Genomic DNA, 26621 nt, shown 5'->3' with positions numbered 1-26621 from the left:
GCCCCTTACGGCTTTTCCATCGCGTCGAGCGTTGCCGCCAGGCGCTTGTCCTCGTTGAAATAGCGGGCGCGATCCCAGAAATGCGGCTTGCCGATGCCGGTGCCGGTGTGCTTGCCGATCAGGCGGCCATTGGCATCCTCGCCCTGGATATCGAAGCGCATCAGGTCCTGCGTGACGATGACGTCGCCTTCCATGCCCACCACCTCGGTGATGTGGGTGATGCGGCGCGAACCGTCGCGCAGGCGCGAGGCCTGGATGATGATATCGATCGAACCGGCGATGATCTCGCGCACGGTCTTGGCTGGCAGCGTGTAACCGCCCATGGCGATCATCGATTCCATACGGGAGAGGCATTCGCGCGGCGTGTTGGCGTGGATCGTGCCCATCGAACCATCGTGGCCGGTGTTCATGGCCTGGAGGAGATCGAAGACCTCCGGGCCACGCACTTCGCCGACGATGATGCGTTCAGGCCGCATGCGCAGGCAGTTCTTGATGAGGTCGCGCATGGTGATCTCGCCCTCGCCCTCGATGTTCGGCGGGCGGGTTTCGAGACGCACCACATGCGGCTGCTGGAGCTGGAGTTCGGCCGAGTCCTCGCAGGTGATGACGCGTTCGTCGCGGTCGATGTAGTTCGTCAGGCAGTTGAGCAGCGTCGTCTTGCCCGAGCCGGTACCACCGGAGATGACGAGGTTGCAGCGCACGCGACCGATGATCTGCAGCAACGTCGCGCCTTCGAGCGTGATCGAGCCGAACTTGACGAGCTGGTCGAGCGTCAGCTTGTCCTTCTTGAACTTACGGATGGTGAGCGCGGTGCCGTCGATGGCAAGGGGCGGGGCGATGACGTTGACGCGCGAACCGTCCGGCAGGCGCGCGTCGCAAATCGGGCTCGATTCGTCGACACGACGGCCGACCTGGCTGACGATGCGCTGGCAGATCGACAGGAGCTGGGCATTGTCGCGGAAGCGGATCTCCGATTCCTGCACCTTGCCGGCGACTTCGATATAGGTCTTGCCCGCGCCGTTCACCATGATGTCGGCAATGTCGTCACGCGCGAGCAGCGGCTCCAGCGGACCATAGCCCAGAACATCGTTGCAGATGTCGTCGAGCAGTTCCTCCTGCTCGGAGATCGACATCGCGAAATTCTTGATGGTGATGATGTCGTTGACGATGTCGCGAATTTCCTCGCGCGCGCTCTCGGTATCGAGCTTGGCGAGCTGCGACAGGTCGATCGTGTCGATGAGCGCGGAGAAAACCTGGCTCTTCGTGTCGTAGTAATCTTCCGTGCGCGGCGCGCGGCGGCGGGCGGCAGCAGCCGGTGCAGGCACCGGGGCGGGGGCCGGCTCGAAGACGGGTTGCGGCGGCGCGGCCATGGCCGGGCGCTCTGCCGTCACCGTCGTGACGGCAGCCGGCGTGGCCTGGACCGCCTGGCCCGCCGCCCCGCTCTTGCCGAAACCTTCATTGCCGCGTTTGCCGAACATGCCACTTCATCCAGTCTGTTGCGCCGCGCGTCGGGCCTATTTCTTGCCGAGCAGGCCGAGCAGATTGCCAAGGCCTGCCTTCTTGGGTTTCTTGATCGTCGCTCGGCCCGTCACGAGATGGGCGATCTGCGAGAATGTCTCCGCCGTCGGTGACTTGCGGTCCATCTCCGCGATCATGCGGCCGCTGTTGGCGGCGGTGCCGAAGAGCTGCGCATCGAAGGGGATGACCGCGACCGGCTGGATGCCGAGCGGCTCGCAGAAATCGGCCGTGGCGATCTCCGGCCGCTTCGGCAGACCGACCTGGTTGAGGATCAGGTGCGGCGGCTTGTCGTTCGGCCGAAGCTTCTTCAAGGCATCGAGCATGTTCTTGGTGTTGCGCAGGTTGGCGAGATCCGGCACCGCCGTGATCACCAGCTCGTCGACCTCCGAGAGCAGCGTGCGTGTCCATTCCGACCAGGCATGCGGCACATCGAGCACGGTTACCGGGGCACTGCGCTGCAACACCTCGATGATCGGCTGGAAAGAGCCGCGCTCCAGGTCATAGGCACGGTCGAGCATGGAGGGAGCGGCGAGCAGCGACAGGCGCTCCGAGCATTTCGTCAACAGGCGATCGAGGAACACTTCATCCAGCCGGTCCGGTGCGTAGATCGCTTCGGAAATGCCCTGCGGCGGATCCTGATCGAAATCGATATTGGCCGTCCCATAGGGCAGGTCGAGATCGGCGAGGATCACTTCCGTCTGGAAGAGGCTCGAAATGTCGAAGGCGCAATTGTGCGCGATCGTCGACGCCCCCACCCCGCCCTTGGCGCCGATGAAGGCGATGGTGCGACCGAGCGGCTCGGCGTCCGGATCGACGAAGATTGCCGACATGGCGTTGAGGATGTCGGCCATGCCGACCGGGCCGACCATATACTCGGAAATACCGTTGCGGATGAGGTCGCGATAAAGCGGAATATCGTTGTAGCTGCCGACGATGATGACCTTGGTGCTGGGATCGCAGACCTCGGCAAGCGGGGCGAGCTCGTCCATGATGCCGCGCGGTTCCGTCGAGGTCTCGAGGATAAGCAGGTTCGGCGTCGGGGCCGAGCCGAACATATTGGCCGCCGCCGCAATGCTGGCGCTGGAAACCTTGAGGCTCACCTTGGCCATACGCCGGTCCTGGCCGCACCGCTCCATGGTGCGCAGCATGGCCTCGCTTTCGCAGAAGGCATGAACCGAGATGCGCGGCAGCGGGCGAACGCCCTCCAGTTCGGTGGAGCGGACCGTCTCTTCCGCCTCAAATGCGTCCGCGCGCTCGATGGTGTAGTCTACTGTGCTCATCGTCATGCCCGTTCCTGGTGTCCGGCGGACCGGATGGATATGTGCCTGGCCCTAGCCGGCGATTACAGCAGCGGCTGGCCGAACTCGCGATAGTCCTGAATCACCACGTTGCGCTGCTCGGCGTCGATCGGGGTCATGCCACGCGGCTGCACGAGATCCATCGGATTGGCGATCTGGGCGGCCAGATTGGCCTGCGATGCACAGCCGAAGTTCTGGTAGTTCTTGTTTTCCATCGTGTTGACGACAAGGTCTTCCGGCCATTGACCGCAGGGGCCCGTCTGCGCGGTGATGGCGAAGAAGGCAAGCCGGATCGGCGCATTGGCGCCGTAGCCGCTCGCATCGTAGCTCGTCTCGATCAGCTGGTCGCGCTTCAGGCCCGCTCCCGTCAGCGTGGTGCGGATATCCTTGCGCAGATAGTTGGCCGTTGCCGCATTGGCCGAGCCGCGCGGCAGCATGATCTGCACGGCACTGCGTGACTTCGCGGCATGGTCGGCGGCAAAACCGCGGATGTTGTCGCGCATGGCCATCGTCAGCGAACGGTCGCCGGTGGCGATCGGGATGTCCATCGTCTGCGCGGATTCAGCCAGCACGATCGGGTGGCGCGTGCGATAGTCGTCCGGGATCGACGCCGTCGTGGAGCGATCCGGTCGCGCACCGCAGCTGGCGAGCACGGTGGCGGACAGGATGAGGGTCGCCGCGAACACGGCGCGCATCGGCAGGGGCTGGTGCATGGTGCGGTTCCTCGCGGAAAGCCAAGTCTTGCTGGTCGTGTCGCGCATGTCCCGTCCCGTCACTTATAGATGAAGCCGATGGAGCCGTGGTAGTTGCCCGCCGGCATGGCGTCTTCCTTGCGGCCATAGACCTTGTTCACCTTGCCGAGGAAGAAGCTCGCCGCATCGTTGGTCGCGTTGAAATTGTCATCAGGACGCTGGAGCGCGCTGCGCGCGACAGGCCGCACGAGATAAGGCGTGGCGATGATGACCATTTCCGTCTCGTTGCGCACGAAGTCCTTGGAGCGGAACAGCGTGCCGAAAATCGGAATCTTCGAAAGACCCGGCAGGCCGGAAACCGCCTGGCGGATATCGTCCTTGACGAGGCCGGCAATGACGATCGAGCCGCCAGACGGCAGTTCGACGCTCGTCGTGGCCTCACGGCGCCGGATGCCGAGCACCGTCATGCCGGGAATGCTGTGGACGCCGCCATAGGTTGCCGAGCCCTCGAAGGTCGGTTCGGATACCTCCGTCTCGACACGCAGGCTGATACGGCCGGGCGAGAGCACGACCGGGCGGAAGTTCAAGCGGATGCCGTATTCGACCTCGGTGAGGCTGCGGGTGACCGTAGGGGGTTTGCTTTCGTCGCCACCGTCGATCGTCTGTTCCGTCGGGAGACGGAAATCACCGCCGACATAGAAGCGAGCCTCTTCGCCGGAGATCGCCGTCAGGCTCGGTTCGGCAAGGGTTCTCATCACGCCGGCCTGTTCCATGGCGCTCATGCTGCTGGCAAGAGCAAGGCCGCCGATCGTGCCGGAGGCTGCGCCGTTGGAAACCCAGTCCGCCGCGCCACCGAGATTGGTCGGGTTGCGGAAGGAGATGCCGCCGTTCGATCCCTTGACAGAACCGTTGAAACCAAGCTGCTTGAGCACCTGGCGGCTGACTTCCGCCACGGTGATCTTCAGCGTCACCTGGTCCTCGCCGTCGATCTTGAGCATGTTGACGACCTGCGAACGCTGGCGCACTTCGCCGAAGATCGCTGCATCGCCGTTGTTGCCCTGAGCCGTGATGTTGCGGGTCGTTGCTTCACCGCCCCTCAGGAAGATCTCGGCAAGACGCGTCGCCTGGGCGGCGTCCTGCGGGGTCCGCACCGTGCCGTTGAGCACGATGTTGTCCGAGATGATCTCGACCTGGATGTCGGAGTCCGGGATGAAGCGGCGCAGGTTCGCCTGCAGGCCATCGATGTCACGCTCGACGGTAAGATCGATGCTGACAATCTCCTCGCCGCCCGGTCCGAAGATGAAGATGTTGGTCTGGCCCACTTCCTTGCCGAACAGATAGATGCGGCGTGACGTACGCGTGACGGCATCCGCCTTGCCGGGGTCGGCGACGAGGATGTCGTGCGCGTCTGTCGGAAGGTCGACCACGATCGCCTTGTTGAGGCCCAGCTTGACAGCCTTGCGGGCACCGGGCCCGGCATCGTTGATGCGGATGACGGAGGCCGTCGCCGCTTCGGCGACACGTGCCGGCGTGCCGGTCAACACGATCTCCGGCAGGCCGGAAAGCGCCAGGCAGAGGCTCATTCCACCGGCGACAGAAGCCCTAAAAGTCCTTGTGATTCCAAACACGGGTCAGCTCCTGGTCACTTCTGGGCTGCGGGCTCGCCGCCGTTTACGATTTCACCGGTCTTGATCACCTGTATGATCGGCATGCCATCGCCACCGCTGAGAAGGTAGTCGGCCGCGCCGGTATCGGATTCCTGGGCATCGGCGATGCTGCGCAGCGCCAGCGACAGACGCTCGGCCATCTGCTGGGCGACGGCGATCACCTTGGTCTGGTCGGGTGTAAGCTCCAATGTCGCAGTGGTGCCGACGGCGGATTTCGAACCGTCCTCGTTTTCCTGGATCTGCTGGTCGATGGCGAGCACGCGCACATTCGACAGGACAGTCTCGGTTATGTAGGAGCCTTCCGGGCTCTTGCGCACCATGATGACGTCAACGCGGTCGTTCGGAAGGATGAAACCACCGGCGCCCGTCGCGACCGAGATTTCGGTCGCGACCGCCCGTTTGCCCGACGGCAGCAACGACGACATGATGCGGTTGCTCGAATCGGCGATCTTCTCCTGGCGGATCGGCTCGCCGTTGAAGATCGGCATGCGGGCAATGGCACCGTTGAGGTTTTCCATCGCGTCCGGCTGGTTCTGGTCGGTGATGAAACCCTCGGCGACCGAGCCTTCCGGCCAGGCCGTCCAGGCGATCGTTTCCGGATTGAGCCGCGCACCGACCGGCAGGCTTTCCCTTGCAACCAGCACGTTGACCGTCGGCTCCCGTTCGACGACAGCCTCCGGCTGGACTGGCGTGCCCCCACCGGCGACCTTCAGGGCCAGAAGCCCTGCGACGCCGGCCGAAACGACGGCCACTGCCAGAATGATGATTCGCGCCGGTCTCATGTGGTTTCCCTGGGCTGCGGACTTTTCTATCCGCCCACATTGACCGGCAATGGTGTAATTATGGTTAATGGCTGACTTACGGGTATGGTTAATGCAGCGCTAACAACACAGAGGACCGAACGCGCATAAGCTCCGGCATTTCAACCGGAGCCAGCAGAACGACCATGAAAACGAGCGCGGGGTAGTCGCCTTAACCGAGCGCCGCGAGCATCAGTGGCGAGGACGGATAGGCAAGGAAGGCGCCAATCCCGATCGCGATACCATAGGGCACCTTCTTGGCCTTGAGGAGGTGATCGGGGACCGGCAGGCCTGACGCGAGGATCAGGTTCGTGTTGGCGCGCAGAGAGAGAATCGCGAAGGTCAGCAATCCGCCGAAGAAGGATACATAAACCAGATATTCGATGAGGGAGAAACTCATCCCGAACCAAACCGCGCTGGCGGTCAGGAGTTTGGCATCGCCACCACCCATGACATTGAGGGCGAAGAGCGCGAAGCAGATGGAGAAGACGAGAAGGCCGGCCGCGAGATGCATGGCGACCTCCGTCAGACCAAGGCCCGCCAACGGTGCCACAACGATGAAGGCGCCAAGGAGTATCGCCGAGACCCGATTGGGAATGAGCATCGTCAGGAAATCGGAGCAAGCCGCGACCGCGAGGCATAGCGGGAAAACCACGAAGATGATGGCCAGGGTCATATTGCTCTCCTTTCAGCGCATGATGCGCTTGATCCGTTTCGGAAAGGATAACGGCGCAAAACAGAAAGCCGCCTCGAAGGCGGCTTTCCGGTAGAGATGTTTATTCCGGCAGTGCGTTCTGCTTACGGCGCGCTCTTGTTCACAGCAGTCGTCAGCTTGGTGCCGAGGCTACTGAACGTCGTGTCCAACGAGTTGCCGAGGGCGGTTGCGCCGGTGATGAGGGCAACGGAAATCAGGGCAGCGATCAGGCCGTATTCGATGGCGGTGGCGCCCGATTCGTCCTTCATAAGGCGAGCGAAAATCTTGGTCATGGTATTCTCCTAGCTCCACGATGTTGGTTCAGCACGTCCGCCAACTGTTTCCGTTGTTCGGATGACTGCAACCTACAGGCAAGCCATTTCCATCGACTTAAGGAAACCGGTTAACAAGACCCTGCCAATCGATTGCCGAATTTATGGTAAGCAATGGGTAAAACTCCCTACGCGCGCGAATCTCCTCTATTGTTGAACCCGCTTGCGGTGCAAAGCGGGCAGAATGTGCGACAGATAATTCTGCAAGGTTAGCGAGTGGCTTAAGGCTTCATTCACCATTCACGGCGATGCTGTCGGTGTTTTATCGCCGGGATGACTGTTTATGGGACGCGACTGGATTTTCACGGCGTTGGCCGCAAGGCTTGCAACAGCCGCTTTTGTCATGGTGGCGGCGGTTTTCCCCGCTCTTGCCGAGGAGCCGTTGATGCGCGTCTACATGGACCACGCCCGCGTGCTTAAACTCGACCGCCCCGTCAGCAAGGTGATCATCGGCAATGCCGACGTTGCCGATGCGACCGTGGCCGATGCCCAGACGATCGTGCTGACTGGTCGTAATTTCGGAACTACCAACCTAGTCCTGCTCGATGCGGACGGCAACGCCATTGTCGATGAGCGCATTCTGGTCTCGATCGACGAAGGCAACACGGTGCGCGTCTTCCGGCAGACGGACCGCTCTGTCCTCTCCTGCACGCCCAATTGCGAAGAGCACGTCGCCCGAAACAAGAGCGGAGGCTGACGCCACGTCTCGCTTCGGGCGTCCGAATGCGGGAAACCCTTCAACTCTTTCGCATCACGCATACGAAATATAAACGTTCCCCGGCCTATTGTCGCCCGTGTCCAGCATTTGGGAACGGATCGCGATGTCGCTCGATCATGATGCACCTGTACGCCGGAGGCCAATGAAGGGTCTTTTCGGTCGCCTTCTTGCCCGGCGCGACGGCGCGACGGCTATTGAGGTTGCGCTTCTCAGCCTGCCCTTCTTCCTGATCGTCTTCGCTTCGATCGAGACCTTCGTCGCCTTTTCCGCAGAGCAGCTTCTCGCCAACGCCACGGAAACCATCGCACGCAAGATCAGGACAGGGGAAATCCGTTCCAACATCAAGGAAGAGGATTTCCGGAAGGCCTTCTGCGACGAGATTGCCATTCTGATGCCATGCTCCCCCGAAGAAATCAAAAAGGCCAACAAACTGTTTCTCGACGTTCGAAGCTTCGCAAAGTTCTCGGATATCCCCAAAACCATTCCGCTCGTCGGCACAGATCTCGATACCGCGTCCTTCACGATCGCCCCGGGCGGCAAGCGAACCATCAATATCGTACGCGCGTACTATCGTTGGGACATCGTGACGGACCTCGTCCGCCCCTACATCTCCAACATCCGCGCAGCCGACGGTTCCCGGCAGAACTATCTGATGATGGCGACGACCGTGGTCCAGAATGAGGACTATCCGTGATGCGAATGGTTCTTTCCCCTTCGGATGCCGTGAAAACCTTGCAGGCCACCGGACACGGCGTACTGCTGCGCCTGCGCCATTTTATCCAGGATCGCCGCGGCGTCGGCGCCATCGAGTTCGCGATTGTCGCACCGCTGCTGATAATGGCCTATGTAAGCGCCTTCGAGGTGACCGTCGCCATCACGGCCTCGCGCAAGGTGAGCCGCGCGTCGGCAACCGTTTCCGACCTCCTGACGCAGAGCAATACGACCAACAAGGCGACGCTCGACACGATGAAGGATCTTGTCGCCAAGATCGTGGCGCCGTTCCCCGTCAACAGCGCCTATACGCTGAAGATCACCGGTGTCGCGGTTGCAGCTGACGGCAAGGCAACCGTGGCCTGGTCCCGCGACCAGGCCGGAAACGTCCCCTATGCCAAGGGTAGTGCGGTTCCGCTGCCAAGCGACATCGGCGCCATGGAGACCTTCATCGTGCGCACGGAACTGTCCGTGCCCTATTCGATCCTGCTGCTCGCGCCGAATCTCGATTCGAATCTCAACAAGATCAATCTCGGCCGGACAAGCTACTTCCGCCTGCGTGTCGGCAAGAAGATCGATTGCTCCGACTGCTGAGCCAACGTCTCGTTCATCCGGCGATTTCGCTTGAACCGCGTACAAGCGCCATGCCATGTCTGGCGGTTCATCCACCCATCCGACCGGCAGGCCGGATACGGGCAGACGGCAGGTGATCCATGGCGCGAGCCTTTCTCTTCGTTCTCGATTCCTTCGGCATCGGCGGCGGCCCGGATGCGGCCGCCTTCGGGGATCTCGGTGCCGATACGCTCGGCCATATCGCGGAATTCTGCGCGGCTGGCGTCGCCGACCGGCCGGGTCTCCGCCAGGGACCACTGAAACTTCCGAACATGTCGGCACTCGGTCTCCTGCACGCCGCCCGTGCCGCGACCGGCCGTTTCCCGCAGGGCATGGACGTGCCGCAACGCGTCTTCGGCTACCACGGCGCCGCCAGCGAGGTTTCCAACGGCAAGGACACACCTTCCGGCCACTGGGAGATCGCCGGCACGCCCGTCGCCTTCGACTGGGGGTATTTTCCGACCGAAGGGGACGCCTTCGAGCCGGAACTCGTCGAGGCCATCTGCAGTGCCGGCAACGTCTCCGGCATTCTCGGCAATTGCCACGCCTCGGGCACCGACATCATCGCCCGCCACGGGCTGGAACATATCCGCAGCGGCAAGCCGATCTGCTACACCTCCTCAGACTCCGTCTTCCAGATCGCCGCACACGAGCGCATCTTCGGCGTCGACCGGCTGCTCGCCTTCTGCGAAACGGTGCGGCAGATTCTCGATGAGCGGCCGGGCGGGCGCATCGGCCGGGTCATTGCACGGCCTTTCGTCGGCGAAACGCCGGAAACCTTCGAGCGCACCGGCAACCGCCGCGACTATTCCGTGCTGCCGCCCGAACCGACCCTGCTCGACCGGCTGACCGAGGCCGGCCGCACCGTACATGCCGTCGGCAAGATCGGCGACATCTTCGCCCATCAGGGCATCGGCAGGCTGACCAAGGCAAACGGCAACATGGCGCTGTTCGACGCGACGCTCCATGTCATGGACGAGGCCGCGGACGGCGATCTCGTTTTCACCAATTTCGTCGATTTCGACATGCTTTACGGCCATCGCCGCGACGTGGCGGGATACGCCGCCGCACTCGAAGCCTTCGACCGGCGCCTGCCGGAGGTGGACCGCAAGCTGAAGCCCGGTGATATCGTCATCCTCACTGCCGATCATGGCTGCGACCCGACATGGCGCGGCACGGACCACACGCGCGAACGCGTGCCGATCATGAGCTTCGGCCCGGGCCTGCGCTCGCGCCTGCTTGAAACCCGCACCACCTTCGCCGATATCGGCGAAAGCATCGCCCGCCATCTCGGCATTCCGCCGGGCCCGCATGGAAGGAGCTTTCTGTGACCAGACGCATGCCCAAGGCGGAACTGCACTGCCATATCGAGGGCGCAACCCCGCCGGCCCTCGCCCTTTCCCAGGCGAAACGCTACGGCATCGACACCTCGGCGTTCATCCGCGACGGCGAATATGCCTGGCAGGATTTCACCAGCTTCGTTGCAAGCTACGATGCGACGGCAAACCTCTTCCGCACGGAGGAGGATTACGCGCTGCTCGCCGAGACCTATCTCATCGAGATCGCCGAAGCCGGCGCCATCTACAGCGAGCTGATCGTCTCACCCGACCAGGGTGACACCATCGGTATCGGCGCTGATGCCTATATACGCGGCCTGGCCGAAGGGGCCGAGCGGGCCAGGGCGAAGACCGGCATCGAAACGCGCCTCCTCATCGTCGGCATCCGCCATTTCGGCCCGGAACGGGTGGTGAAGGCGGCGGAATATGCCGCCCGCCGGCCGCACCCGCTGATTTCCGGCTTCAACCTTGCCGGCGAGGAGCGCATGCATCGCGTCGCCGATTTCACCCGCGCCTTCGACATCGCCCGCGATGCCGACCTCGGCATCACCATCCATGCCGGCGAGCTTTCGGGTGCCTTCAGCGTGCGCGATGCGCTCGACCATGTTCGCCCCACCCGCATCAGCCACGGCGTGCGCGCCATCGAGGACGGCGACCTTGTAAAGCGGCTGGCGGACGAGGGCGTGGTGCTGGAAGTCTGCCCCGGCTCGAACGTGGCGCTGAAAGTCTTCCCGGACTTTGAGCGCCACCCGCTGCGCGCCCTCCACGAGGCTGGCGTGCGCGTCACGCTCAATTCCGACGACCCGCCTTTCTTCCACACCTCGCTTGCCCGGGAATACGAGATCGCGTCCTCCGTCATGGGTTTCAGTGATGGCGAACTTCTCGGCATGACGCGAACCGCGATCGAGGCTGCCTTCGTCGACGAACAGACGCGCCAGCTGCTGCTTTCCCGGCTTTGAGGGGTAAGCCGGCTGGGGATGTTTCCGGCCGGGTGCTCTCCACTCTTGCGGCCTTGCGCCGTTCCGTGGAAAAAGAAGCGTTTACTCATTCTCGGAAGGTTGGCCATGGACGGCGTCACAGTCATCGATCACCCGCTCGTGCAGCACAAGCTGACCATCATGCGCAAGAAGGAGACCTCGACCGGGAGCTTCCGCCGCTTGCTGCGCGAAATCTCCACCCTGCTCTGCTACGAGGTCACGCGCGACCTGGAGCTGACCACGCAGCGCATCGAGACGCCGCTCGAAGAGATCGACGCACCGGTGCTCGAAGGCAAGAAGCTGGTCTTCGCCTCGATCCTTCGCGCCGGCAACGGACTGCTCGAAGGCATGCTGGAGCTGGTGCCGTCCGCCCGCGTCTCCCATATCGGCGTTTACCGCGACCACGAAACGCTTGAAGCGGTCGAGTATTTCTTCAAGGCGCCCGACAGCATCGACGAGCGCCTCGTGATCGTCGTCGACCCAATGCTGGCGACGGGAAATTCGGCAATTGCCGCCATCGACACGCTGAAGAGCCGTGGCGCGACGAACATCCGCTTCCTCTGCCTGCTCGCCGCACCCGAGGGCATCAAGAGCTTCCGCGCGCACCATCCGGATGTACCGGTCTACACCGCCTCCATCGACCGCCAGCTCAACGAGAAGGGCTACATCGTGCCCGGCCTCGGCGATGCCGGCGATCGCATGTACGGCACGAAGTGAGCGGTTAACCCATCCTTTACCAAGTCCATCGAAGTTCGTGGAGAGGGGCGCCGACGGGTGCCCCTTTTGCCGTCCGTTAGCCGGATACGTGCTATTTCGGGACAGATCCTCCCGGAGACTGTCCCATGTTCGTTCGCAGCCTTGTCTTTCTCGTCGGTTCCGTCGTCGCAGCCGCGGCCTTCGTGCCCGGCGTCGCGACCCGTTATCTCGACGCGACCGCCAAGGCGCCCGAAGCGAAGGTGGAACAGGCGGCCCTGGAGACCGGAAAGAATGCGGCGCGCTACACCGGCAACCGCAGTGCCGTCATCAGCGCCGATCCGAGCGGTCATTTCACCGGCCTCTTCGCCATCAACGGTCGCAAGGAAGAGGGCATGGTCGATACCGGCGCCAGCATGGTCGCCATCAACATCTCGACGGCGCAACGCCTCGGCATCGCCAAGGCGGATCTTGATTTCCGCTATGCCGTCGATACGGCGAACGGCAAGGCGCGCGCCGCCTATGTCCGCCTCGACCGCGTCGAGATCGGCCCGGTGCGCATGGAGAATGTCGGCGCCATGGTGCTCGACGACAAAGCGTTGTCGGGCACGCTGATCGGCATGAGCTTTCTGAAGGGGCTGTCGTCCTACCGTGTCGAGGACGGCCGGATGCACCTCACCCGCTGATGCGGGTCAGGATATCCGGCGACGGCAGGGGTGCATCCGGTGCGATCCGGTAGAGCCCGGCAAGGCGCGCCACGCCATGCGCAGCGCTCTCCGCATCCGACGCATGCACGCGGCCGATCTCCTCGCCCTTCTCCACCTTCGTGCCGAGCGGCAGCAGCCGGTCGAAACCGACGCGATGGTCGATCCTCTCGTCCGGGCGGCTGCGCCCGCCGCCGAGCTCGATGACGGCAAGGCCGACGCCGCGTGTGTCGCAGGCCGCAAGATAACCGGATTGCCGGGCGAGGACCGGCCGTGTGACCGGGGCCGGCACAAGATAGGCCTCCGGCCGCTCCATGAGGTCGGCCGGGCCGCCGAGCGCCTGCACCATGCGCCCGAACACCTCGGCCGCCGCGCCGCCGGCTAGAGCCGCGGCAGCCCGGCCTTCGGCCGCGGCGATATCCTGTTCCAGCCCCGACAGAACCAGCATTTCCGCCGCGAAGGCGAGCACGATGCGTTCGAGCCGCGTCCCGGCCTTCCCACCCTTCAGGAAGGCGATGCAGTTGGCGATCTCGATGGCATTGCCGGCGGCATCCGCGAGCGGCTGGTTCATGTCCGTAATGAGGGCGGCGGTCGTGACTCCGGCCCCGTTCGCGACCGCGACCAGCGAGCGCGCCAGCGTCTCCGCCTCGCCCGTATCCGCCATGAAGGCGCCGTTGCCGACCTTCACGTCGAGCACCAGCGACTGGAGGCCGGCGGCGAGTTTCTTCGACAGGATGGAGGCCGTGATCAGCGGTACCGAATCGACCGTCGCGGTGACGTCGCGGATGGCATAGAGGCGCTTGTCGGCCGGCGCGAGATCGGCTGTCTGGCCGATGATGGCGCAGCCGACCTCCCGGACCGTGCGGCGGAAGCGGTCGGCGGAGGGCATGATCGTATAGCCGGGGATCGCTTCCAGCTTGTCGAGCGTGCCGCCGGTATGGCCGAGCCCGCGGCCGGAAATCATCGGCACGGCAAGCCCGCACGCGGCAGCGATCGGCGCCAGCATGAGGGAGACATTGTCGCCCACCCCGCCGGTCGAATGTTTGTCGGCGACCGGCCGGTCGATATCCGACCAGTCGAGCACATCGCCCGAATCGCGCATGGCGAGCGTCAGCGCCACGGTCTCCTCACGCGCCATGCCGTTGAACCAGACCGCCATGGCGAAGGCCGCCACCTGCCCTTCCGAAACGCTGCAATCCGTGAGGCCGGCGATGAAGCGGGCGAGCTCCTCCGCGGTGAGAGCCTCGCCGTTCCGCTTGCGGCGGATCGTCTCCTGCGGGAGCATGCTAGTAGCTCGCGGGCGGCGGGGGCGGTGCGGACTGCCCGCCGAGCACGGTGAGGATGTCGCCGAGAAGGCCGGAGGCGCCGAAGCGGAAGGTTTGCGGTGTCGCCCAGTCCGCGCCGAGGATCGAGGCGGCGAGCGCTAGATATGCCTCGGCGTCCGCAACGGTGCGCACGCCGCCCGCCGGCTTGAAGCCGGCCGGCTTGCCGCTGTCCTTTATCGCCGTCAGCATGATTTCGGCGGCCGGCAGTGTCGCGTTGACGGAGACCTTGCCGGTCGATGTCTTGATGAAATCGCTGCCGGCGGCAATGGCAAGGTCCGACGCCTTGCGGATGAGCGCCGCATCCTTGATCTCACCGGTTTCCAGGATCGTCTTGAGGCGCACCGGCGGCGTGCAGACGGCCTTGATCGCCGTCACCATCTCGCTCACCGCCGCCTCGTTGCCTGAAAGGAAGGCGCGGTAGGGGATGACAAGGTCGATCTCGTCGGCGCCATCAGCGATCGCCTGTTTCGTCTCCGCCAGCACGTCGGCAACAGCAAGGTCGCCGGAGGGGAAGTTGACGACGGTCGCGATCTTCACCGCATGGCCCGCGCCGAGGATGCCACGTGCCTGCGCCACGAACCGTGGCCAGATGCAGATTGCGGCCGTGTTTCCAAAGCGCGTCTGCGCCTGGGCGCAGAGCTTGTCGATGGCGGCGGCATCGCAGGTGTCGCTGAGGTCCGTCAAGTCGAGCAGCGAGAGCGCCTTTTGCGCACTGGCCTTGATGCTGTCTTCATGCATGGTCTTCGTCTCCACCCGCGATCATTTCGGCAAGGATCGCGGCAAGCCGCTTTCCGCCGACCGGGGCCATGTCCTTGGTTTCGTGGTGGCTGAGCTCGCCGCCCGTCATGCCGGCACCGAAATTGGTGATGACCGAGGCGGCGGCGACGTCAAGGCCAAGATGGCGGGCGATCAATACTTCCGGCACCGTCGACATGCCGACGGCATCGGCACCGAGGACGCGCGCCATGCGGATCTCCGCCGGCGTTTCGAAATTCGGGCCGGAGAACCACATATAGACGCCTGACGACAGCGGGATCCCCAGTTTCCCGGCCGCCCTCTCCATGCGCGCGGCAAGCGCCGTGTCATAGGCATTGGTCATGCCGACGAAGCGATCGTCGCTGTCGATGCCGATCAGCGGATTGGCGCCGGAAAAATTGATGTGGTCGGAAATCCGCATCACCGAGCCGGGCGGCATGTCCTCACGCAGCGAGCCTGCCGAATTGGTGAGAATCAGCGACGTGACGCCGAGCCCCTTCAGCACCTCGATGGGCGGGCGCATGGCGTTGGCATCGCCACGCTCGTAATAGTGCACGCGGCCGGAGAGCATGATGACCGGCACCGCGCCGAGCGTGCCGATGACCATTTCGCCGGCATGGCCGGAAACGGAACTGACGGGAAAGCTCGGCAGGTCCGAGTACGCGATGCGTAGGGGGTTCTCGACTGCTTCGACGAGCGATCCGAGGCCGGAGCCGAGCACGATGCCGTAACGCGGCAGCACGCCGCCGAGGCGGGCGCGCAGCAGTTCCGTGGTTTCGGCGCTCATCCGATTACATCCGTCGCAAAGCTGTGCGGCAGAAGCTCGTCCATGGTCATGGTCTTCTTCACACCCGCCTCGTCACAGAGATAGATCGGTGTCCTGGCGGTGGCGAACTCCGCGATCTTCTGCCGGCAGCCGCCACAGGGCGGGCAGAGCGGCAGCTTTTCGGCGATGACGGCCATTTCGACGATCTTCTTGTTGCCGGCCATGATCATGTGGCTGATCGCGGTCGGCTCGGCGCACCACCCCTGGGGGAAGGAAAGGTTCTCGATATTGGCGCCGGCGTAGATCTTTCCGTCCTCGGCGCGGATCGCCGCGCCGACGGGGAATTTCGAATAGGGCGCATGGGCGAAGGCCATCGCGGCGCGCGCCGCCTCGAAGAGGTCGTGGGACATTTTTTATCGCTCCTTGACGTAGGGCACCCCGCCGGCCTTCGGCGGAATGGCCTTGCCGATGAAGCCTGCGAGCAGGATCACGGTCAGGATATAGGGCAGCGCCTGCATGAACTGTACCGGCACCTTGCCGATCAGCGGGAAGGCATAGCCCTGGTAGCGGATGGCGAAGGCATCCAGAAAACCGAAGAGCAAGCAGGCGAAGAGGATGCTCTTCGGCCGCCACTTGGCGAAGATGAGGGCGGCAAGCGCGATATAGCCCTTGCCCGCCGTCATGCCCTTGGTGAAGCCGGCATTGGCGGAAAGCGAGAGATAGGCCCCGGCGATGCCGCACAGGATGCCGCAGCAGATGACGGCACGGTAGCGCAGCCAGATCACCGAGATGCCGGCCGTATCGACCGCACCCGGGTTTTCGCCGACAGCGCGAAGGCGAAGGCCGAAGCGCGTGCGGTAAAGGATCCACCAGCTGGCCGGCACCATCAGGAAGGCGAAATAGGTCAGCGGCGAATGGCCGGAAAGCAGGCCCGAATAGATCTGCCCGAGGACCGGCACGTCGCGCACCGCATCCGCGAAGGGCAGCGTGATCCGCCCGAAGCGCCCGTCCTCCGTCAAAGCCGGCGTACGCCCGCCCTGGCGGAACCAGGCTTCGCCGAGGATGACTGTGGAGCCGGCGACGACGAAATTGATCGCGACACCCGAGACGATCTGGCTGCCGCGCTGGGTGATCGAGGCATAGCCATGGACCAGCGAGAGCAGCACGGAGACGAGCACGGCGGCAAGAAGCCCCATCGTCACGGACTGCGTGATGTAGGCAACGGAGCCCGCCGCGAAGGCGGCGCCCAGCATCTTGCCTTCGAGGCCGATGTCGAAGATGCCCGCCCGTTCGGTGAAAAGACCGGCAAGCGCGGCAAGGATCAGTGGCGTGGAGACGCGGACGGTCGACTGGGCCAGCTCGATGAAGACCTGAAAGAAATCCATGGCTCAGGCTCCCTTGGTGGCGGCGACGTTGCGGGTCTTCGGCGAGAGCCCGAGGACGATGCGCGTGATGGCGGGGCGGAACATGTGCTCGAGCGCGCCGGCGAAGAGGATGACGAGACCTTGGATGATGACGATCATGTCGCGCGAGATGGAGGGCATCTCGAAGGAGATTTCCGCCCCGCCCTGGTAGAGCATGCCGAAGAGCAGCGCGGCAGGAATGATGCCAGCCGGATGGGACCGGCCCATCAGCGCCACCGCGATGCCGACGAAGCCCGCGCCCTGCACGAAGTCGAGCTGCATGCGGAACTGCTCGCCCATGATCGGGTTCAGTGCCATCATGCCGGCAAGCCCGCCCGAGATCATCATGGTGATGACGATGATCTTCGCCTCCTTGATGCCGGCATAGCGCGCGGCGGCGGGGCTGTGGCCCATCGTGCGCATCTCGTAGCCGAGCTTCGTGCGCCAGATCAGCACCCAGACGCCGAAGGCCGCAAGAAGCGCCAGCAGGAAGGAAATGTTGAACGGCGCCGTGCCGACGGAAAGGCCGAAGATCGACATCAGCCAGTCGAGCTTGGGCAGCTGGCCGCCGGCATCGAAGGTGCGGGTTTCCAGCGACATCGAGCCGAGCGGCTTGAACACCTTGTTGAGCAGGTAGTTCATCAGGCTGGCGGCGATGAAATTGAACATGATCGTCGTGATGACGATATGGCTGCCGCGCTTGGCCAGCAGCCAGCCGGGGATCAGCGCCCAGAGCGCGCCGAAGAAGGCGGCGCCGAGGATGGCGATCGGGAAGACGAGATACCAGGGCAGCGTCTGGTCGAAGGACAGGCAGGCGAGCGCCACACCGATGCCGCCGATATAGGCCTGCCCTTCGCCGCCGATGTTGAACAGGCCGCAATGGAAGGCGACGGCCACGGCAAGGCCGGTGAAGATGAAGGTCGTGGTATAATAGAGTGTGAAGCCGATGTATTCGCCGCGGCCAAAGGCGCCATTGATCATGTGGTAGGCGGCTTCCAGCGGGCTTTCGCCGACGATGAGAACGACGAGGCCGGAAATCAGGAAGGCGACGGCGAGGTTGACGAGCGGGATCAGGCCATATTCGGCCCAGGCCGGCAGTTTCGCATGGGGAACACTCATTCCGCGGCCTCCTTCCGGCCTTCCACCCCGGCCATCAGCAGGCCAAGCTCTCCTTCGGTGGCATCCGGCGTACGCTCGCCGACGACACGACCGGCGAACATGACCAGGATACGGTCGGACAAGGCACGGATCTCGTCGAGCTCGACCGAGACGAGCAGCACCGCCTTGCCTTGGTCGCGCATCTCGATGATACGCTTGTGAATGAACTCGATGGCCCCGACATCGACGCCGCGCGTCGGCTGGCCGATGACCAGCACGTCCGGTCCGCGCTCCATCTCGCGCGCCAGCACGATCTTCTGCTGGTTACCACCGGAGAAATTGGCAGTCTTCAGCCGCGGGTTCGGCGGGCGGATGTCGTAGGCGGCAATCTTCTCCTCCGCATCGGCGCGGATGGCGTCGATGTCGAGCAGCATGCCCTTCCGGTATTTCGGATCGTCGTGATAGCCGAGGATGGCGTTTTCGCTTTCCTCGAACTTCAGGACCAGGCCGACATGGTGCCGGTCCTCGGGCACATGGGCGAGACCGCGCTTGCGCAAGTCTGCCGGGTCGGCATGGCCGGTGACGTCGATGGGGCTGCCCTTGAGCAGCACGGTGCCAGATTTGGCGCGGCGGATGCCGGAGATCGCCTCCAGCAGTTCCGACTGGCCGTTGCCGGCAACACCGGCGATACCGACGATCTCGCCGGCGCGGATGTCGAAGGAGACGTCATCGACCATCGTCACGCCCCGGCTGTCGCGCACGGTGAGGTTCTTCACCGAAAGCTTGACGTCGGCAGGCTTCGCCTCGCCCTTTTCGACGCGCAGCAGCACGCGGCGGCCGACCATCAGCTCGGCCAGCTCCTCCACCGAGGTATCCTTCGTCATGCGTGTCGCCACCATCTCGCCGCGGCGCATGACGGAGACCTCGTCGGTGATCGCCATGATCTCGCGCAGCTTGTGCGTGATGAGCAGCACCGTCTTGCCCTCGGCCTTCAGCTGCTCGAGGATGCGGAAGAGGTGATCGGCTTCCGCCGGTGTCAGAACGCCCGTCGGCTCGTCGAGGATGAGGATGTCGGCCCTGCGGTAGAGCGCTTTGAGGATTTCCACGCGCTGCTGGATACCGACGGGCAACTCCTCGATGACGGCATCCGGATCGACCTCCAGCGCATATTCCTTTTCCAGCCGCTTCAGCTCGGCACGGGCCTTGGTGATGCCGGCATTGAGGATCTGGCTCTCTTCCGCGCCGAGCATGATGTTTTCCAGCACGGTGAAATTCTCGACCAGCATGAAATGCTGGTGCACCATGCCGATGCCGGCGGCGATCGCCGCATTCGGGTCACGGATACTGACCTTGCGGCCACCGACCAGGATGTCGCCATGGTCGGCCTGGTAGAAGCCGTAGAGGATCGACATGAGGGTGGATTTTCCGGCACCGTTTTCACCGATAATGCCGTGAATGGTACCCTTGCGGACCTTCAGGTTGATGTTCCGGTTGGCGTGGACGAGGCCGAAGCTCTTGTCGATGCCCTGCAGTTCGATTGCCAATTCGCTCATGACGATCCACTCTTACGGGGATTTGAGGCCAACGGGCCTTTCGGCCGATCGGTCTTAGTCTTGTTGCTTCCGCCGTGCTTGTCCAGCCTGATTGCGGGTTGATGCGGCCCTCGCTATAGCTCGTGCCGCCGGCAGCGAGCGACGAGGACCGCCCCATGACACCGCCTGAGATCACGCCCGACCTTCCCGAAGATGACCGCATCGCCCGCCTGGAAGAGCATATCGCCCACCAGGCGAAAACGATCGAGGAGCTTTCCGACCAGCTCGCCGAACAATGGCGCGTGATCGAACAGCTGCGGTCGAAGCTCGACCGGCTGACGGAGCGGTTCCTCGTGCTGGAAGAGGGCTCTCTCGATGCCCCGGCCATCACCCGCCCGCCGCATTATTGAGATCCAGGACGGGGAGACGGAATCGGCCCGTCCGCCTTCCGGCAAACGGGCCGTCACTGCCGCTTAGTAGGGGCAGGTCTCGTCCGACATGTAGTCGTGCGGCTTCACCGTACCGGCGATGATATCGGCGCGCGCCTTGTCGACGGCGGCCTTCATTTCCGGGGTGATGAGCGGCGCATTGTTCTCGTCCATGGCGACGTCGACGCCATTTTCCTTGAGGCCGAGCACGTTGACGCCAGGCTTGAACGTGTCGTTCTTGGCGGTGATGAAGGCGTCATAGACGGCCACGTCCACACGCTTGACCATCGAGGTCAGAACCTTGCCCGGATGCAGGCCGTTCTGGTTGGAATCGACGCCGATGCCGAGCTTGCCGGCATCGACTGCCGCCTGGAGAACGCCCACGCCCGTGCCGCCGGCCGCATGGTAGACCACGTCGGAGCCCTGGTCGAACTGGGACTTGGCGATTTCACCGCCCTTGACCGGGTCGTTCCAGGCATCCGGCGTCGTGCCCGTATAGGCTTCAAGCACCTTCATGTCCGGGCCGAGCGACTTGGCGCCGCCGATGTAACCGCAAGCAAACTTGTGGATGAGCGGGATATCCATGCCGCCGACGAACGAGACGGTCTTCGTCTTGGACGCCATGCCGGCGAGGATGCCGGCGAGCCAGCCGCCTTCCTCTTCCTTGAAGACGACCGAGCGGACGTTTGGCTTGTCCACGACCATGTCGATGATGGCGAACTTGGTGTCCGGATATTCGGCCGCGACCTTCTCGAGCTGGGCCGCCCAGGAGAAGCCTGCCATGACGATCGGGTTGTTGCCGTCGCTGGCGAAGCGGCGGAGCGCCTGCTCACGCTGCGCGTCATTGGCGATTTCGAAGTCGCGATATTCGATGCCGGTCTCGGCCTTGAACTTTTCCGCGCCGTTATAGGCTGCCTCGTTGAACGACTTGTCGAACTTGCCGCCGAGGTCGTAGATGATCGCCGGCTTGATGTCCGCGGCAAGCGCGCTTGCCGACATGGCGGCCGTGGCAAGAAGAGTGAGAAGGGTTTTTTTCATTGTGCAGCCCTGTTCGCTATTGATCTTATAGGGACCTTCCGCGTGGGCGCCCGAAAGGCGCGCAACGGAGCCACCGACCCGTTCCCTTGGGTCAGGCTGGCGGCATCCTTGCATGGCTCAAGGAAAAATTCACCAGAAATTTTTCAACTGGTAAAAAATAGAAGCCGCCACGAAAGTCTTTTCGCAGCGGCTCGCATGTTTCTGAAAGTTTTACGAAATCAGCCGATGGCGCAGGAGACGCCCGTGCCCCGCAGGCCGCAATAGCCGCCCGGGTTCTTGGCAAGATATTGCTGGTGCACATCCTCGGCGAAGTAGAACGGCCCTGCCTCGGCGATCTCCGTGGTGATCTTGTCCGTGCGCCCGGCCGCGATCAGCGCCGCCTGGTAGACGTCGCGTGCACGGCGCGCGATCGCAAGGTCCGCCGGGTCGTCGAGATAGATCGCCGAGCGATAGGTCGTGCCGATATCGTTGCCCTGCCGCATGCCCTGCGTCGGGTCATGGGCTTCGAAGAACGCCTTCAGCAGCGTCTCGAGGCTCACCACGGCCGGATCATAGACCACCCGCACGACCTCGGTATGGCCGGTCAGGCCCGTCGTCGTCTCGTGATAGGTCGGGTTGGGCGTGAGACCGCCGGAATAGCCTGCCGCCGTCACATGGACGCCCGGGATCTTCCACAGCAGCCGCTCGGCACCCCAGAAGCACCCCATGCCAAGCAGCACGGTCTTGAAACCATCGGGATAAGGCCCCTTCAGCGGACGCCCGCTCACGAAGTGGGTCTCGGATGTGGGAATGGGCTCGGCGCGCCCGGGCAGAGCTGCGCCGGGGGCGGGCATGACGGTCTTCTTGTTGAACATGTCGATCAGGAACATTTTTGGCCTCCTGGCCGGTTGGGCGATTCCAGCAACGGTGCCCGGCGGCCTGCCTGGCGAGAGTTGCGTGAAAAGGCATCTTTCAGGCGGTAAAGCGACCCGCGACGGGCGGACGCCGGTAGGCGATCAGCCAGAAGAACAGCGAGACGGCGAGCAGGACGGCAAAGGCCGGCTGCGAGAGCACCCACATGGCCGCCGGATCCCAGACATAAGGATGGAGGTTGCGCATGATGCCGTCGGCAACGAGTGCAATCGTGTCCGGGCTTGCCGTGCTCCAGGCCACGGCGAGTGGCGTCAACACCGGCTCGGAGGCCGAAACCGACTGGATCGCATCGATCGTGCCCGCCATGACGGCGACGACCAGCGCGAGAAGGCTGATGGCCTTCAGGATGAACCGTATCATCGCACACCCTCCATGTACCGCCTGCGCAAGCCTAAATCCGCTCCGCTTCCTTCGTGCCTATAGATAGGAAGACGGCCGGCATTTCGCAATCCTTCGCCCGAAGCCGAACATCCTTCAAAAATCTGTCAGAAAGCGGTTGATCCCGCCGCAAACCTCGGTATATATCGCGCCGTCCCGCCGAAATGGAAACAGGAAAGCGGTCCGCGCCGGATTGACCATCGGCTGCGAGCGGACGGACAGGTGGCCGAGTGGTTGAAGGCGCACGCCTGGAACGCGTGTATAGGGGAAACTCTATCGAGGGTTCGAATCCCTCTCTGTCCGCCAGTCATTTCCGATAATGCATTGAATATGCATTTGAATTTCTAGTTACGCTTAATTCTTCCCCAGTCCTATCCCCACTTCACGTTTCCGTTACCGCCCGATTTTGATGGTCGGGCCGATTGGTCGATGGACAACCCCTTCGAACACTTCCGCGAACGACGCGCGCGTGAATCGCTTCAGCGCATTGATGGCCGCGGATATGCCTGCGACGGCCTCATGCTGATAAGGATCGTCAGCGCCCCATGCGCTCTTGCCTGGGATGGCGGTCCAGTATCGGTGTGCCATCGCCCTCGTGTCCGCTTGAGGCTCGATGAACGGCCAAGAGGTTTTCAGAGCCTTCACGGCCTCTTCCATGCGAGCATCGACATCGGCGCGGTATCCGGGATCTCGATTGTACTTGTCATGCCCCAAGGCGATTTGGCCGAGGAAGGCATGAACTGCGGCGGCGATTGCAGGATTTGCCATTAAATTCACCTATCCCATTGATAGCGCATTGTTCTGAATGCGTATGGACTAGTTCCGATTATGTATCGCGCTGACTATAGCCGATTTCACCCTCTACGGCTTGAAATTGTCGGTGGAATTCTTGCTGATGCGCGTGGCTGGTAAAACCCCACGACGTGCGCGTGCCATCCGAGAATACGGCAATGGAATTCGATCACTGGTGGTTGAGCTTCGCGCACGCGCGTCTACTGGCCGGGCAGCAAAATTAACACCGTGATACATTTCGTGCGATTAGGCCTCGCGTGCTCGCGCGTACTGGTCGCAAAACTCTTGCTCAGCGTCCAGTGAGCCTGACACGATTGCCGCCGGCATATTCCATCCGCTTGTCACAGGCGAGGCTATCGAGCGCGCTGACAATCTGCTGCTCGGTGAAGCCGGCCGCCACAAGGGTAGGTCCAATAAGATAGAGGTCGATCGGATTGTCTGGCGTGCAGCCGGCGGCGGTCAGCTCCCGCATCACGGCTTCCTTGCAGGCCTCATGCGCGGATTTTTCAGTGCCACCCATGCCGCAGTTTCTCCCTCTTCACCGGTTCCTTCTGCTTAACCACAATCACGGCCTGTCTCTCGACACGGTAAGGTCCGCGATACATCCTCGGGCAGGATAATCAGAGGATAATAGGATGAGCGGCTTTACCGAGGAAGAGCGCGCGGCGTGGATTGAGCGCAACAAGCGCGAGGAACCCACGCGGGCGGAGACCCAAAGGGGCGACACGACGTGCCTACATTGCCAACGCCCAATGTTCCACTGGCAAGCCTCGGACCCGGAGAACCCGCTCTGCGACACCTGCCTCTAACCTGAGCCCTCGTCGCATCGCCATGGTCAACAACGTCTATAAATTCCGACGCGTGAAGTGGGGGAACCCTCGCGAGAAGCTGAAGGTGCTCGCGGAAGACATCCAGCGGAAGGTGTGGCTGGACCGGTTGACCGTTCGCCAGTTCGGCGCGCTGGTTGGTGCCGCGGCGATTGTTGCCTTCGCTGTCGCCACGACGGCCGCTGTCTATCTCGATCTCTAATCAGCCGGGGATCGGATCAGCACCGTCGCTGGTACTTTCCGCGTGCCGCCCGCGCGTCACAAGGCAGGACATACCATCCCCTCCATATGCCCCGCTTGGCGTCGTGAGCGGCCTTCTGCAGGCTGGCATAGGCATAGTTACTGTACCGGGGCCAATCCATTGCATGGCCTTGTTCGACCATCCAGGCGTTCACGTTCACCCCGTCGGCCCGGAAGCAGATCCCGACGAACCGCTTATTCCGGTCTCTCTCGATGAACTCGCATCGGGTCGGGCGTGAAGCTGCGAGGAGAGCATCCAGCGCCGCGGCTGATTCCTTGCCACAGCGGTATTCCTGACCGCCCTCTTTCTCACAGCGCTGCCAGCTTTCCGGGGCATCCACTCCGTTGAGCCGCACCCGCTCGCCGCCGATATCGATCGTATCGCCATCGATCACCGAGGCCCGGCCGACGACGGCAGGATCAGCAAGGGCCGATGCTGGCAAGAGGAGGCAGGCGAGCAGGATGACGGCCAGGACAAGCAGGTGGTGGGGATCAAACAGGGCAAGCAGCATCGCAAGGGGAATAGCCGACGCCATCCCGGCAACGAGGATCCAGAGTGCGCGGCGGCCCTCGGAGGTGACTGGCACCAGGCGCCGAGGATGATAAGGGTCCGTTTCAAACCACGGCGCTAGGCCGCTCTCCGGTTGCCATTTGAAGAATTCGATCATGCTTCGCCCTCAGCTTGTGAGGTTAACGCAACCTGCGCCAGCCATACGTATCCATTCCAGAACGACTGCTTCCGTGCATATAACGAAAAAGCCCGACCGCTTCGCTCAGAAATAGCGCATTTGCAACCAATTTCCCGGAAGGTTAGCTGTACTGGATGAGCGATTCGAATTGAGCGACCGATGGCAAAACGCACTTACATTTTGTACTGCGATGAATCAGCAAAAAAAGGAACGTACTACTCAAATTTCTATGGAGGTGCAATTTTAAAGGCTGAGGATCAAGAAGCTATAGAGCGCATCCTTCGAGAAAGGAAGATCGGCCTAAATTTATATGATGAACTGAAATGGACCAAGGTCACAGAAAACTACCGACAAAAATATCAGGAATTTATTGACACATTCTTCGATCTCGTAGCCGCTGAACGTATCAAGATACGAATTATGTTCACCCATAATCGGTTTATCGCGAAGGACCTTACTGCTGAGCAAAAAGACAACCAATACTTCCTTTTATACTACCAAATGTTGAAGCACGCATTTGGACTTGGGCACTGTAATCCCTATAAGATCGATAGGGTCTTCGTAACGATGCTGCTGGACCAGATACCGCATTCGCGAGAAAAGGTTGAAAAATTCCGTGACGAGCTAGCGTCTCTGTCAACCCGGAAGTTGTTTCGTGACGCACGAGTTTCCGTGGTACGAGATCAAATAGCTGATGTTGATTCTAAAGCACACTGCGTGTTGCAAGGACTCGATATAGTTCTCGGTAGTATGTACTTTCGTCTCAACGACCTTCATTTGGCAAAGCCGGAAGGGCAGCGCCGACGGGGCAAGCGCACCGTTGCAAAGGAAAAGCTGTACAAGCACGTCAACAAGCGAATTAGAGAACTCTACCCGAACTTCAATGTGGGAGAGTCAACTGGCACGCACAACGGTCCGATCGACCGGTGGGAGCACCCTTATCGGCACTGGAAATTTAAACCAAGGGTGCACCTTGTCGATGAGGATGTGGTGAAGAAAAGGAACGGCCCCGCCAGCGACTACTAATACCTTTAGTGGAACTAGAGGCTTCATCGGAGGCAGGGCCTAGAATCAATATAAGGCACCGGAGTCTTGACAACAAGTGGCATTAATGACTCACGAGACCGTACGAGTCGTTTTCCACGCAAATCATGATTTGCACCACGGCCGGCGCTTCCCTGTCCAGCGCCGCGCATGCCCCATCGTGACAAGCAACTCGCCGACATCGTGTCCGTCCACAAACACCAGCCCGAGCGCGCGCCTGACGCTTTGCTCGCCGACAAGGGCTACGATGCAGACGTAATCCGTGCAGACCTCGCAGAACGAAAAATCGAGGCCGTCATTCCCGGTCGGTCAAACCGTCGTGTGAAAATCGAGCATGATCGGGCGCTCTACAAGCAACGCAATCGCATCGAGCGCATGTTCGGCCATCTCAAGATCAACCGCGCCATCGCCACCCGCTACGACCAGCTCGCCAACAGCTTCCTCGGCATGGTCCATCTTGCCACCGCCAGATACTGGCTCAAATTTGTCCACGCCGCCTAGAGCGCCTAGGAAAAGGGTGCATCACCGGCTGAACGCTCTCAACGTGGCAGCTCAAATTATGGACTGAGGAGCGAGAGGGCGTGCGCTGCCTGCTCGACGCGAATTCCCTCGGGATTGCAGCTCGCTTCATCCTATCTGC

At 62.5% G+C, this 26621-nt stretch carries 30 protein-coding genes, 1 tRNA gene and 1 pseudogene; 12 read left to right on the top strand and 20 right to left on the bottom strand.

The window, feature by feature from the left end:
* Positions 1–5: 5 nt before the first annotated feature.
* The 7 genes from P9A16_RS11615 to P9A16_RS11585 all read right to left on the bottom strand — a co-directional run bounded on the left by P9A16_RS11615 (position 6) and on the right by P9A16_RS11585 (position 6962).
* The gene (locus tag P9A16_RS11615) at positions 6–1478 is read right to left on the bottom strand and encodes a CpaF family protein (RefSeq protein WP_023514250.1); all 1473 of its coding nucleotides are present in this window, start codon (positions 1476–1478) and stop codon (positions 6–8) included.
* A gap of 36 nt (positions 1479–1514) precedes the next feature.
* Entirely contained in the window at positions 1515–2798 is a 1284-nt protein-coding gene (locus P9A16_RS11610; protein ID WP_037408222.1) for an AAA family ATPase, read from the bottom strand.
* A gap of 62 nt (positions 2799–2860) precedes the next feature.
* The gene (locus P9A16_RS11605; protein ID WP_023514252.1) at positions 2861–3577 is read right to left on the bottom strand and encodes a CpaD family pilus assembly protein; all 717 of its coding nucleotides are present in this window, start codon (positions 3575–3577) and stop codon (positions 2861–2863) included.
* Positions 3578–3588: 11 nt separating this feature from the next.
* Entirely contained in the window at positions 3589–5091 is a 1503-nt protein-coding gene (locus P9A16_RS11600; protein ID WP_081870667.1) for a type II and III secretion system protein family protein, read from the bottom strand.
* Between the two features lie 59 nt (positions 5092–5150).
* Positions 5151–5957, bottom strand: a complete 807-nt coding sequence (gene cpaB / locus P9A16_RS11595; RefSeq protein ID WP_024270979.1) for a Flp pilus assembly protein CpaB — start codon at positions 5955–5957, stop codon at positions 5151–5153.
* 190 nt (positions 5958–6147) lie between these two features.
* The gene (locus tag P9A16_RS11590; protein WP_024270978.1) at positions 6148–6651 is read right to left on the bottom strand and encodes an A24 family peptidase; all 504 of its coding nucleotides are present in this window, start codon (positions 6649–6651) and stop codon (positions 6148–6150) included.
* A gap of 122 nt (positions 6652–6773) precedes the next feature.
* Positions 6774–6962: a Flp family type IVb pilin gene (locus P9A16_RS11585; RefSeq protein WP_023517587.1), complete on the bottom strand. Its 189-nt coding sequence runs from the start codon at positions 6960–6962 to the stop codon at positions 6774–6776.
* A 322-nt stretch (positions 6963–7284) separates the two neighbouring features.
* On the opposite strand from P9A16_RS11585, the gene P9A16_RS11580 reads away from it, so the two are divergent.
* The 7 genes from P9A16_RS11580 (at position 7285) to P9A16_RS11550 (ending at position 12735) form a co-directional block, all read left to right on the top strand.
* Complete coding sequence (locus P9A16_RS11580) at positions 7285–7698, top strand: pilus assembly protein N-terminal domain-containing protein (RefSeq protein ID WP_156032038.1); 414 nt, start codon at positions 7285–7287, stop codon at positions 7696–7698.
* A 124-nt stretch (positions 7699–7822) separates the two neighbouring features.
* A complete protein-coding gene (locus P9A16_RS11575) occupies positions 7823–8413 on the top strand; it encodes a TadE/TadG family type IV pilus assembly protein (protein ID WP_037408207.1) in 591 nt (196 codons plus the stop codon).
* Positions 8413–9024, top strand: a complete 612-nt coding sequence (locus P9A16_RS11570; protein WP_023515055.1) for a TadE/TadG family type IV pilus assembly protein — start codon at positions 8413–8415, stop codon at positions 9022–9024. The genes P9A16_RS11575 and P9A16_RS11570 overlap by 1 nt, the downstream gene beginning before the upstream one ends.
* Before the next feature lie 119 nt (positions 9025–9143).
* The gene (locus tag P9A16_RS11565) at positions 9144–10373 is read left to right on the top strand and encodes a phosphopentomutase (protein ID WP_023515054.1); all 1230 of its coding nucleotides are present in this window, start codon (positions 9144–9146) and stop codon (positions 10371–10373) included.
* A gap of 8 nt (positions 10374–10381) precedes the next feature.
* Entirely contained in the window at positions 10382–11338 is a 957-nt protein-coding gene (locus P9A16_RS11560; protein ID WP_439604452.1) for an adenosine deaminase, read from the top strand.
* Between the two features lie 105 nt (positions 11339–11443).
* Entirely contained in the window at positions 11444–12073 is a 630-nt protein-coding gene (gene upp, locus P9A16_RS11555; RefSeq protein WP_023515052.1) for a uracil phosphoribosyltransferase, read from the top strand.
* Between the two features lie 125 nt (positions 12074–12198).
* Complete coding sequence (locus tag P9A16_RS11550; RefSeq protein ID WP_023515051.1) at positions 12199–12735, top strand: retropepsin-like aspartic protease family protein; 537 nt, start codon at positions 12199–12201, stop codon at positions 12733–12735.
* Here the strand turns inward: P9A16_RS11550 and deoA are convergent.
* From deoA to P9A16_RS11515, 7 genes are read right to left on the bottom strand one after another with little or no spacing between them, the layout of a single operon-like run.
* The gene (deoA, locus tag P9A16_RS11545) at positions 12725–14038 is read right to left on the bottom strand and encodes a thymidine phosphorylase (protein WP_023515050.1); all 1314 of its coding nucleotides are present in this window, start codon (positions 14036–14038) and stop codon (positions 12725–12727) included. The two genes, P9A16_RS11550 and deoA, sit on opposite strands and share 11 nt — an antisense overlap.
* 1 nt (position 14039) lies before the next feature.
* Positions 14040–14816 (bottom strand): deoxyribose-phosphate aldolase, encoded by a 777-nt coding sequence (gene deoC / locus P9A16_RS11540; RefSeq protein ID WP_023515049.1) that lies wholly within the window; start codon positions 14814–14816, stop codon positions 14040–14042.
* A complete protein-coding gene (locus P9A16_RS11535; RefSeq protein ID WP_023515048.1) occupies positions 14809–15621 on the bottom strand; it encodes a purine-nucleoside phosphorylase in 813 nt (270 codons plus the stop codon). Before P9A16_RS11535 ends, deoC begins: the two co-directional genes overlap by 8 nt.
* The gene (locus tag P9A16_RS11530) at positions 15618–16010 is read right to left on the bottom strand and encodes a cytidine deaminase (protein WP_023515047.1); all 393 of its coding nucleotides are present in this window, start codon (positions 16008–16010) and stop codon (positions 15618–15620) included. Before P9A16_RS11530 ends, P9A16_RS11535 begins: the two co-directional genes overlap by 4 nt.
* Positions 16011–16013: 3 nt before the next feature.
* The gene (locus P9A16_RS11525) at positions 16014–16985 is read right to left on the bottom strand and encodes an ABC transporter permease (RefSeq protein WP_023515046.1); all 972 of its coding nucleotides are present in this window, start codon (positions 16983–16985) and stop codon (positions 16014–16016) included.
* 3 nt (positions 16986–16988) lie between these two features.
* On the bottom strand, positions 16989–18122 hold the full coding sequence (locus P9A16_RS11520) for an ABC transporter permease (protein ID WP_023515045.1): 1134 nt from the start codon (positions 18120–18122) through the stop codon (positions 16989–16991).
* Positions 18119–19654 carry an ABC transporter ATP-binding protein gene (locus P9A16_RS11515; RefSeq protein WP_024270976.1) on the bottom strand — a complete coding sequence of 512 codons (1536 nt, stop codon included), beginning with the start codon at positions 19652–19654 and terminating at the stop codon, positions 18119–18121. Before P9A16_RS11515 ends, P9A16_RS11520 begins: the two co-directional genes overlap by 4 nt.
* Before the next feature lie 155 nt (positions 19655–19809).
* On the opposite strand from P9A16_RS11515, the gene P9A16_RS11510 reads away from it, so the two are divergent.
* Entirely contained in the window at positions 19810–20043 is a 234-nt protein-coding gene (locus tag P9A16_RS11510) for a SlyX family protein (RefSeq protein WP_023516381.1), read from the top strand.
* A 63-nt stretch (positions 20044–20106) separates the two neighbouring features.
* On the opposite strand, the gene P9A16_RS11505 is transcribed toward P9A16_RS11510, so the two are convergent.
* From P9A16_RS11505 to P9A16_RS11495, 3 genes are all read right to left on the bottom strand, one after another.
* Positions 20107–21099 (bottom strand): BMP family lipoprotein, encoded by a 993-nt coding sequence (locus P9A16_RS11505; protein WP_023516382.1) that lies wholly within the window; start codon positions 21097–21099, stop codon positions 20107–20109.
* A 218-nt stretch (positions 21100–21317) separates the two neighbouring features.
* The gene (gene msrA, locus P9A16_RS11500; RefSeq protein WP_023516383.1) at positions 21318–21968 is read right to left on the bottom strand and encodes a peptide-methionine (S)-S-oxide reductase MsrA; all 651 of its coding nucleotides are present in this window, start codon (positions 21966–21968) and stop codon (positions 21318–21320) included.
* A gap of 82 nt (positions 21969–22050) precedes the next feature.
* Positions 22051–22371, bottom strand: a complete 321-nt coding sequence (locus P9A16_RS11495) for a hypothetical protein (RefSeq protein WP_023516384.1) — start codon at positions 22369–22371, stop codon at positions 22051–22053.
* A gap of 234 nt (positions 22372–22605) precedes the next feature.
* Here P9A16_RS11495 and P9A16_RS11490 point away from each other — a divergent pair.
* Positions 22606–22695 (top strand) — tRNA-Ser (locus tag P9A16_RS11490).
* Between the two features lie 87 nt (positions 22696–22782).
* On the opposite strand, the gene P9A16_RS11485 is transcribed toward P9A16_RS11490, so the two are convergent.
* Both P9A16_RS11485 and P9A16_RS11480 read right to left on the bottom strand, forming a co-directional pair.
* Positions 22783–23157, bottom strand: a complete 375-nt coding sequence (locus tag P9A16_RS11485) for a hypothetical protein (protein WP_278025703.1) — start codon at positions 23155–23157, stop codon at positions 22783–22785.
* A 313-nt stretch (positions 23158–23470) separates the two neighbouring features.
* Positions 23471–23701: a hypothetical protein gene (locus P9A16_RS11480; protein ID WP_278025702.1), complete on the bottom strand. Its 231-nt coding sequence runs from the start codon at positions 23699–23701 to the stop codon at positions 23471–23473.
* A 374-nt stretch (positions 23702–24075) separates the two neighbouring features.
* On the opposite strand from P9A16_RS11480, the gene P9A16_RS11475 reads away from it, so the two are divergent.
* The gene (locus tag P9A16_RS11475; RefSeq protein WP_278025701.1) at positions 24076–24210 is read left to right on the top strand and encodes a hypothetical protein; all 135 of its coding nucleotides are present in this window, start codon (positions 24076–24078) and stop codon (positions 24208–24210) included.
* 16 nt (positions 24211–24226) lie between these two features.
* Here the strand turns inward: P9A16_RS11475 and P9A16_RS11470 are convergent, their stop codons facing one another.
* Complete coding sequence (locus tag P9A16_RS11470) at positions 24227–24760, bottom strand: thermonuclease family protein (RefSeq protein WP_336620605.1); 534 nt, start codon at positions 24758–24760, stop codon at positions 24227–24229.
* A 336-nt stretch (positions 24761–25096) separates the two neighbouring features.
* On the opposite strand from P9A16_RS11470, the gene P9A16_RS11465 reads away from it, so the two are divergent.
* Both P9A16_RS11465 and P9A16_RS11460 read left to right on the top strand, forming a co-directional pair.
* Positions 25097–25963, top strand: a complete 867-nt coding sequence (locus P9A16_RS11465) for a DUF3800 domain-containing protein (RefSeq protein WP_278025699.1) — start codon at positions 25097–25099, stop codon at positions 25961–25963.
* 222 nt (positions 25964–26185) lie between these two features.
* A pseudogene (locus tag P9A16_RS11460) lies at positions 26186–26482 on the top strand (transposase); the annotation flags it as partial.
* Positions 26483–26621: the final 139 nt, after the last annotated feature.

This window comes from Shinella sp. 838 (assembly GCF_029623935.1).
Classification (GTDB): Bacteria; Pseudomonadota; Alphaproteobacteria; order Rhizobiales; family Rhizobiaceae; genus Shinella.
This window is presented reverse-complemented; position numbering and strand designations above follow the sequence as displayed.

Excerpts from the sequence above, each read along its gene's own strand:
- P9A16_RS11615 (WP_023514250.1), bottom strand. The coding sequence starts at position 1,478 with ATGTTCGGCAAACGCGGCAATGAAGGTTTCGGCAAGAGCGGGGCGGCG.
- P9A16_RS11610 (WP_037408222.1), bottom strand. The coding sequence starts at position 2,798 with ATGAGCACAGTAGACTACACCATCGAGCGCGCGGACGCATTTGAGGCG.
- P9A16_RS11605 (WP_023514252.1), bottom strand. The coding sequence starts at position 3,577 with ATGCGCGACACGACCAGCAAGACTTGGCTTTCCGCGAGGAACCGCACC.
- P9A16_RS11600 (WP_081870667.1), bottom strand. The coding sequence starts at position 5,091 with ATGAGCCTCTGCCTGGCGCTTTCCGGCCTGCCGGAGATCGTGTTGACC.
- cpaB (WP_024270979.1), bottom strand. The coding sequence starts at position 5,957 with ATGAGACCGGCGCGAATCATCATTCTGGCAGTGGCCGTCGTTTCGGCC.
- P9A16_RS11590 (WP_024270978.1), bottom strand. The coding sequence starts at position 6,651 with ATGACCCTGGCCATCATCTTCGTGGTTTTCCCGCTATGCCTCGCGGTC.
- P9A16_RS11585 (WP_023517587.1), bottom strand. The coding sequence starts at position 6,962 with ATGACCAAGATTTTCGCTCGCCTTATGAAGGACGAATCGGGCGCCACC.
- P9A16_RS11580 (WP_156032038.1), top strand. The coding sequence starts at position 7,285 with ATGGGACGCGACTGGATTTTCACGGCGTTGGCCGCAAGGCTTGCAACA.
- P9A16_RS11575 (WP_037408207.1), top strand. The coding sequence starts at position 7,823 with ATGTCGCTCGATCATGATGCACCTGTACGCCGGAGGCCAATGAAGGGT.
- P9A16_RS11570 (WP_023515055.1), top strand. The coding sequence starts at position 8,413 with ATGCGAATGGTTCTTTCCCCTTCGGATGCCGTGAAAACCTTGCAGGCC.
- P9A16_RS11565 (WP_023515054.1), top strand. The coding sequence starts at position 9,144 with ATGGCGCGAGCCTTTCTCTTCGTTCTCGATTCCTTCGGCATCGGCGGC.
- P9A16_RS11560 (WP_439604452.1), top strand. The coding sequence starts at position 10,382 with ATGCCCAAGGCGGAACTGCACTGCCATATCGAGGGCGCAACCCCGCCG.
- upp (WP_023515052.1), top strand. The coding sequence starts at position 11,444 with ATGGACGGCGTCACAGTCATCGATCACCCGCTCGTGCAGCACAAGCTG.
- P9A16_RS11550 (WP_023515051.1), top strand. The coding sequence starts at position 12,199 with ATGTTCGTTCGCAGCCTTGTCTTTCTCGTCGGTTCCGTCGTCGCAGCC.
- deoA (WP_023515050.1), bottom strand. The coding sequence starts at position 14,038 with ATGCTCCCGCAGGAGACGATCCGCCGCAAGCGGAACGGCGAGGCTCTC.
- deoC (WP_023515049.1), bottom strand. The coding sequence starts at position 14,816 with ATGCATGAAGACAGCATCAAGGCCAGTGCGCAAAAGGCGCTCTCGCTG.
- P9A16_RS11535 (WP_023515048.1), bottom strand. The coding sequence starts at position 15,621 with ATGAGCGCCGAAACCACGGAACTGCTGCGCGCCCGCCTCGGCGGCGTG.
- P9A16_RS11530 (WP_023515047.1), bottom strand. The coding sequence starts at position 16,010 with ATGTCCCACGACCTCTTCGAGGCGGCGCGCGCCGCGATGGCCTTCGCC.
- P9A16_RS11525 (WP_023515046.1), bottom strand. The coding sequence starts at position 16,985 with ATGGATTTCTTTCAGGTCTTCATCGAGCTGGCCCAGTCGACCGTCCGC.
- P9A16_RS11520 (WP_023515045.1), bottom strand. The coding sequence starts at position 18,122 with ATGAGTGTTCCCCATGCGAAACTGCCGGCCTGGGCCGAATATGGCCTG.
- P9A16_RS11515 (WP_024270976.1), bottom strand. The coding sequence starts at position 19,654 with ATGAGCGAATTGGCAATCGAACTGCAGGGCATCGACAAGAGCTTCGGC.
- P9A16_RS11510 (WP_023516381.1), top strand. The coding sequence starts at position 19,810 with ATGACACCGCCTGAGATCACGCCCGACCTTCCCGAAGATGACCGCATC.
- P9A16_RS11505 (WP_023516382.1), bottom strand. The coding sequence starts at position 21,099 with ATGAAAAAAACCCTTCTCACTCTTCTTGCCACGGCCGCCATGTCGGCA.
- msrA (WP_023516383.1), bottom strand. The coding sequence starts at position 21,968 with ATGTTCCTGATCGACATGTTCAACAAGAAGACCGTCATGCCCGCCCCC.
- P9A16_RS11495 (WP_023516384.1), bottom strand. The coding sequence starts at position 22,371 with ATGATACGGTTCATCCTGAAGGCCATCAGCCTTCTCGCGCTGGTCGTC.
- P9A16_RS11485 (WP_278025703.1), bottom strand. The coding sequence starts at position 23,157 with ATGGCAAATCCTGCAATCGCCGCCGCAGTTCATGCCTTCCTCGGCCAA.
- P9A16_RS11480 (WP_278025702.1), bottom strand. The coding sequence starts at position 23,701 with ATGGGTGGCACTGAAAAATCCGCGCATGAGGCCTGCAAGGAAGCCGTG.
- P9A16_RS11470 (WP_336620605.1), bottom strand. The coding sequence starts at position 24,760 with ATGCTGCTTGCCCTGTTTGATCCCCACCACCTGCTTGTCCTGGCCGTC.
- P9A16_RS11465 (WP_278025699.1), top strand. The coding sequence starts at position 25,097 with ATGGCAAAACGCACTTACATTTTGTACTGCGATGAATCAGCAAAAAAA.